The 6,405-nt window shown below is 40.6% G+C and carries 5 protein-coding genes; all 5 read right to left on the bottom strand.

All coding sequences use genetic code 11. From position 1 onward, the window contains the following. Nucleotides 1–156: 156 nt before the first annotated feature. The gene (locus ACERC6_RS08560; protein WP_284673633.1) at nucleotides 157–732 is read right to left on the bottom strand and encodes a DUF1440 domain-containing protein; all 576 of its coding nucleotides are present in this window, start codon (nucleotides 730–732) and stop codon (nucleotides 157–159) included. A 355-nt stretch (nucleotides 733–1,087) separates the two neighbouring features. Continuing rightward, nucleotides 1,088–2,320: an imidazolonepropionase gene (gene hutI / locus ACERC6_RS08555; protein ID WP_373628667.1), complete on the bottom strand. Its 1,233-nt coding sequence runs from the start codon at nucleotides 2,318–2,320 to the stop codon at nucleotides 1,088–1,090. 16 nt (nucleotides 2,321–2,336) lie between these two features. Next, the gene (hutG, locus tag ACERC6_RS08550) at nucleotides 2,337–3,356 is read right to left on the bottom strand and encodes a formimidoylglutamase (protein WP_373628666.1); all 1,020 of its coding nucleotides are present in this window, start codon (nucleotides 3,354–3,356) and stop codon (nucleotides 2,337–2,339) included. A 77-nt stretch (nucleotides 3,357–3,433) separates the two neighbouring features. Continuing rightward, nucleotides 3,434–4,996, bottom strand: a complete 1,563-nt coding sequence (gene hutH, locus ACERC6_RS08545; protein ID WP_284673636.1) for a histidine ammonia-lyase — start codon at nucleotides 4,994–4,996, stop codon at nucleotides 3,434–3,436. 66 nt (nucleotides 4,997–5,062) lie between these two features. Beyond that, nucleotides 5,063–6,397 (bottom strand): YjiH family protein, encoded by a 1,335-nt coding sequence (locus ACERC6_RS08540; RefSeq protein WP_373628665.1) that lies wholly within the window; start codon nucleotides 6,395–6,397, stop codon nucleotides 5,063–5,065. Nucleotides 6,398–6,405: the final 8 nt, after the last annotated feature.

Here is a 6,405-nt window from a genome sequence, read left to right as displayed (position 1 = left end):
ATAGAATAAAGAGCAAGCTAAAAGGACTAAGTCCTGTAAAGTACAAAAACTTAGTCCTTAGCGAAACCACTTAGTTTTATCAACCTAGCCTTTAATCCTGTGTTTAAGATTTGGGGGTTGGTTCAGACAAGGCGGTTCATAGTAGCCGGATTGAGATTATTTTATCCATTTGCCATAGATAGGTCTACCAAAATGTGCAAGCACTGCAATCATACATACCTCAATAGAAAACGCCCAATAAATATGACCCAAAAGCTCACTAAAGTTTTCAGCAAAGTTTAAATTCCACAACCATCCTGTTTTGCCATCAGCATAAACAGGATTTCTAAAGCCAAAGGCAGGAATTACAAAACCATGAAAAATAATGCTGATCATAATCCCATAAAATGCCCCATACCATAGACGGGTCACCTTATTCCAGCGTGTAGCAAGCATTACATAAACAAAGGCAAAGGCAAAACTAAATAACCAGTGATATAAACTTACTGCTCCTAATACGGTATTGCCTTGATAAACATAATCCAACGAATGCTGGTTAAAGCCTGTCCAACCAAGCCACGCATCAATGTGTGCTCCTGGTGGTGATATTTCACCTTTGACTCGTGGCGGAGTATTAACCTCAGAACCCCATTTAACCAAAGAACTGATGAAACCACCAACTAAGGTTGTCCAAAGGATGATTTTTGCGTTAGTTTTTTTGTCGTATACTGATGTAGAGTGAGCCGGTTGCATAATACCTCTTGTGACTGAATCATATAAACAGATTTAAAAATTTGACCAATATGCAATTGATTTATGATACTTTTGACAAGCGTCAATTTACCGGCCCAATTTTCTTGGAAACTTAATCGATTTTTTAGTATTGATTAGATGTTATAATCCATCTTAACTTAATTTATCATTCATGGCATTATTTGTCAATAAATGTATTTTATTGCTGGTACTCAGCACCGTCTATCTCACTACAACATTGGGTATATCGCTACCGTTGCCTCATAAGTTCAGACATCAAACTTATTTCTATTAAAAGAGCTGTTTAGATTGAAGATTCAACACTCAGTACAGTCTTTGATAGAACAAGAGTGGTTTAAACCACCTTGCCACCTACCAAAAGCCCATGCATAGGACTTGCCCCAATCAAATAACACAAATCAGCAAGTCTATCAATATCCCAAATCGCTAAATCAGCATCAAAACCAATGTCTAATTTGCCTTTACTCTCTTGTAGTCCCAATGCTTTTGCTGCGTAAAGTGTCGTCCCCGCTAACGCCTCTTCACAGGTCAACCCAAATAGCGTACACGCCATATTCATGGCAAGCAGTAAAGATGTGCTTGGCGATGTACCAGGGTTTGAATCGGTAGAAACTGCCATATTAACACCCATTTGTCGCATTTTATCAATCGGTGGCAGCTTAGTTTCTTTTAAAATATAAAAAGCAGTCGGTAAAAGCACACCAACCACACCATGCTCCGCCATTTTGGCGATACTTTCATCACTTAGATACTCAATATGATCAGCAGATAATCCATGAAAATCCGCCACTAATGCTCCACCACCCATATCGCTCATCTGCTCAGCGTGCAGTTTGACAGGTAAGCCTAACGACCTTGCCACATCAAAGACCTGTGCCACCTCATCACGATTAAACGCAATGGATTCACAAAAGGCATCAACAGCATCAACCAGCCCTTCATCATGCAAGATTTTTAGCCACTCACAGGCATTTTTAACATATTTTTCTCGGTTATCTTTGAATTCTGGTGGTATGGCATGTAGAGCAAGGTAAGTTTTTTTAATTGTGATGCCAAAATCATCGCCTAATTTTTTGGCAACAGTCAACATTTTGCGTTCAGAATCTAAATCAAGTCCATAACCCGATTTGATTTCAACAGTACCAACTCCTTGATTGATAAGCGTTTTTAGGCGTTTTGCAGAAAGTTTGTACAGATCATCAAAACCTAGGTCTCTTGTGGCATTGACCGTTGCCATAATACCACCACCTGAGCTGGCAATATCTTGATAACTAACCCCATTTAGTCGCATTTCAAATTCATTACTGCGATTGCCACCGTACACCAAATGTGTATGGCAATCAATTAAGGCAGGTGTTATCCATTTATTGCCAAAATCCAGACTGTTATCCGCGGTTAATTGAAGCGTTTTGGTATCTTGTTTTGTGCCAATCCACGCAATTTCACCACCGACAATACCCATCGCCCCTTGGTGAATTACTCCATAAGGGGTATTGTGTGTAAAGCCGAATTCTTCATTGAATGTAGCTAGATTGGCAAAAAGTAGCATATCAAAATGTGTTGTCATGATTTTTTCCTTACTCTCACTTTATCTTATTTACTAAAATTTGTTCAATCATCATACCAAGCAGTCTTGCCACCACCTTTATACCACGACCATCAATATCGTATTTCGGGCAGGTTTCGGCAATATCAATGACCTTGACTTTACCACTGTTAATAATATGCTTAACACACCGCTCCAAAAATGGCAAATCAAGCCCAAACGCTGCCACCGCACTGACACACGGCATAATCGCTCCCGCTAGGCAGTCCATATCAAGTGTTAAATAAACAATGTCTTTATCAATCAAAAAATCATCGATTTTTTTGATAATATCTTTAAAATCAATCTCATAGCATTCATCATCACTGATAACTTGCACGCCCAATGTTTGAGCTTTATCAAATAGTGCCTTGGTATTACCAAATCGGCTAATACCAATCGCCATATAATTAAAATCGGTGTTTTGGGCGTGTAAAAATTCACTAATCTGTAAAAATGGTGTACCAGATGTGGCGTATTTATCAGATCGTAAATCAAAATGTGCATCAAAATTGACAATACCAATATTAGAGCTTAATTTTTGGTTTTGCAAATGTTGCCACAGCCCCAAAAATGAACCCCAAGCAATCTCATGTCCACCACCAAGCCCAATGGCAACAGAGTTTGCATCCAGTATGTGCTGAATATTGTCCGCATATTTTTTTTGGGCGACCTCCAAACTATCATGAGCAATAGCATCATTATCATCGCAAATGACATTGCCACAATCACCCACAAGCATGGACAACTTATCACCATCAATAAAGCCCTGAACACCTGTCATGGGTAATTTGCCAAAGGCGGATTTGATAACATCAGGGGCGTATTTTGCCCCAATACGACCTTGATTGCGATTAACCCCTTGGTCGGATGCAAACCCAAGAAGTCCAATGCTCTGGACATTAGGGTGTTCATTAAAGGCATGAACATGCTGATACCAGTATTGGGCGGCATCAAGCTCGAAAGGTTCAGCCCTACCTGTATAAAGTTTTGGATTATAGGAGGTAGTTTTTATCATTGGATTATTTAATCAAATTGGTTTGTAATGAGTTAAAAAAACAAAACCCAAAAAGTATTTTGAGTTTTGCTTAAAAATCAGGCGCTTAAATACCACTCATCACGCAGATCTGCCCATTCTTGTGACAGCTTTCCTGATAGCACCAAGTTTTTGGCGTTTTCAATATCAGGGGCAAAATAGCGGTCTTGATCATAATAAGCGACCGTTTCACGAAGAGCTTTGTGAATATAATCAAGTAGATTAGATGTCTGATAGCCAAAATCATCACGCACTATGTCCACGCCTTGAGCCGCCGCCAAAAATTCAATACCTACAACACAAGCAGTATTCTGTGCCATATCAAACAGGCGGCGTGCAGCAAAGGTTGCCATAGATACATGATCTTCTTGATTAGCAGATGTTGGAATGCTATCTACACTAGCTGGGTGAGCAAGCGATTTGTTTTCGCTGGCTAAAGCAGCAGCGGTAACATGGGCAATCATAAAGCCTGAATTCACGCCCGCATTGCGAACCAAAAATGCAGGTAAACCTGAAAGACTTGCATCAATAAGCAGGGCAACACGGCGTTCACTCATCGAACCAATCTCACTAATGGCAAGAGCAAGCGTGTCAGCAGCAAAAGCAACGGGCTCTGCATGAAAGTTGCCGCCAGAGACTGCTATAGGGTCATTATTATCATTAAAAATCAATGGGTTATCAGTTACTGCATTGGCTTCAATGAGCAGTGTCTTACCCGCTTGGTTAATCAAATCCAAACACGCCCCCATAACTTGTGGCTGACAGCGTAGGCAATACGGGTCTTGCACACGCAAAGGTTCTTTGCCATGAATTTCGTGGCGAAAACCGCTATTATCAAGCAGTACCTTATAAGTTGCCCCAAGTGCCATTTGCCCATGATGACCACGCACCGCATGAATGCGTGCATCAAATGGCGAAATATTGCCACGAGCAGCCTCAACCGATAATGCTCCAATAACGGTAGCAGATTGCAATAAATCCTGTGCCAAAAAATAACCTTGAATAGCAAGAGCGGTGGATGCTTGTGTGCCGTTAATGAGTGCTAAACCTTCTTTGGCGGCAAGAGTGATGGGGCTAAGCTTGGCATTTTTTAGGGCGGTTTTGGCGTCTATTCTTTGACCATTGACCAGTACATCACCCACACCCAATAAAGCCAAGGTCATGTGCGACAGCGGTGCCAAGTCGCCAGATGCCCCAACTGATCCTTTAGCAGGAATGGCAGGAATGATGTCATGATTTATCAAGTCGATAATACCATCAACCACACAAGCCCGAACGCCAGAGTATCCTTGGGCAAGGCTAGATAACTTCATCACCATAATTAAGCGAACCACCTTGTCAGACAACAGCTCACCTGTGCCAACCGAATGACTTAAGATAAGATTTTTTTGGAGCAATTCAAGTTCATCATCATTGATGCGAGTCTTGGCAAGTAGCCCAAACCCTGTGTTAATACCATAAGCAGGCTCATCTTTGGCAATAATATCTTGCACCGCTTGGTGTGATTTGTTAATGGCATCATAAGCACTACCATCAAGACTAATGGTTACAGGCTCATCATAAATTTGACGAAGCTGTTTAAAGGTTAATTGGCGAGGGGTAAGCGTTAAAGTGGGTTTCATAGTATACTTCCGTTTAGAGTCAAAAAGTTTATAAAATTTAGTATGAATGAATGTTGTCTAAAAAAATTAAGCCAACCAGCCCATAGTCATTGCCAAATGCCCAACCAAACAGGCAAGCACAATGCCCAAAGCTGTGCGAATTAGCCAAATTACAACCATTTTACCAACAGTTACAGGTAGTTTGGTTGCCAAGACACAAGGAATCATCGCCGAAAAAAAGATAATGCTACTCACCGATACAATAGCAGTAACAAAACGCGTCAAAATATCACTATCTTTTAATACAAGTGCTGGCAAAAACATCTCCGCAAGCCCCGTAGATATACCTTTAGCAGCAACCAATGGCTCACTCATACCACCGAGAAATGTAAATGGTGCAAGCAGCAAACCAAGCACATCAAAAATTGGTGTATATTTTTCAAGCAGCAAACCAAGTAGCCCAATAGCAATAATGGACGGTACAATCGCCGCTGCCATATTGATGCCATCTTTAAAATTATCCCATAAAACCTTAGCCACAGGGTCGCTATGTTTTGCAACATTAACCCCTTTATCAATAGCAAGACTTAATCGTGACCGACCGTTAAGATTGGCTGTTTTAGCTTGGCTTGTGTTATCCATACCACGAATGGGTGGCAAGTGTACCGTAATGGCGGTAATTACAAAGGTAATGATAAGACAGCTCCAAAAATACAGCGACCAATACGCCATTAGGTCTAGGGTTTTTGCGATAATGACCATAAAAGCGGTAGAAACGGTTGAAAAGCCTGTGGCGATAATGATGGCTTCTTTGGCAGAATATTGCCCTGATAGATACACACGGTTAGTGATAAGCAGTGCTACTGAATAGCTACCCACAAAACTTGCCACCGCATCAATGGCGGACTCACCAGGTGTTTTAAATAGTGGACGCATAACAGGTTGCATCAGCACACCAACCAATTCAAGCAGACCAAAACCCAATAAAAAAGCCAAAATTAACGCCCCAATCGGCACAATCATGCCAACATTTAATGCCAATTTATCAAATAAAAATGGCAACATATCTTTGGTCATGATAGCATCAGGGGCTGTGTTGGTGATATACATCACTGCTAAAATCAGTCCAATGATTTTAAATAGACTTAAAATTTTATTGGTGGTATTTTTATGCCAATCATTCATCCCATTTATTCTGACAAAAGGCCTAATAACGCCATAAATCATCATCAAAAAAAGCAAACCCACCGCCAAAGGCTTTAAATCACTGACCAAAAAACTGGCCAAATGGTCAAAAGCAATCGTTTCTTTACCACGCCAATCAAACGGCACAAAAAACATAACAATACCGATAGCACTAAACACGGCCATTTGAGTAATGGCAAGTGATTTAGACTTCAATTTTTTAGGTGATTCATTCATGACTTGTT

The organism is Moraxella sp. E33BD, assembly GCF_041807865.1.
In the GTDB taxonomy this organism is placed as follows: Bacteria; Pseudomonadota; Gammaproteobacteria; order Pseudomonadales; family Moraxellaceae; genus Moraxella; species Moraxella haemolytica.
Note: the sequence above shows the minus strand (reverse complement) of the source record. Positions and strands in the feature narration are given on the sequence as shown.

Excerpts from the sequence above, each read along its gene's own strand:
- hutH (WP_284673636.1), bottom strand. The coding sequence starts at position 4,996 with ATGAAACCCACTTTAACGCTTACCCCTCGCCAATTAACCTTTAAACAG.
- hutG (WP_373628666.1), bottom strand. The coding sequence starts at position 3,356 with ATGATAAAAACTACCTCCTATAATCCAAAACTTTATACAGGTAGGGCT.
- ACERC6_RS08540 (WP_373628665.1), bottom strand. The coding sequence starts at position 6,397 with ATGAATGAATCACCTAAAAAATTGAAGTCTAAATCACTTGCCATTACT.
- hutI (WP_373628667.1), bottom strand. The coding sequence starts at position 2,320 with ATGACAACACATTTTGATATGCTACTTTTTGCCAATCTAGCTACATTC.
- ACERC6_RS08560 (WP_284673633.1), bottom strand. The coding sequence starts at position 732 with ATGCAACCGGCTCACTCTACATCAGTATACGACAAAAAAACTAACGCA.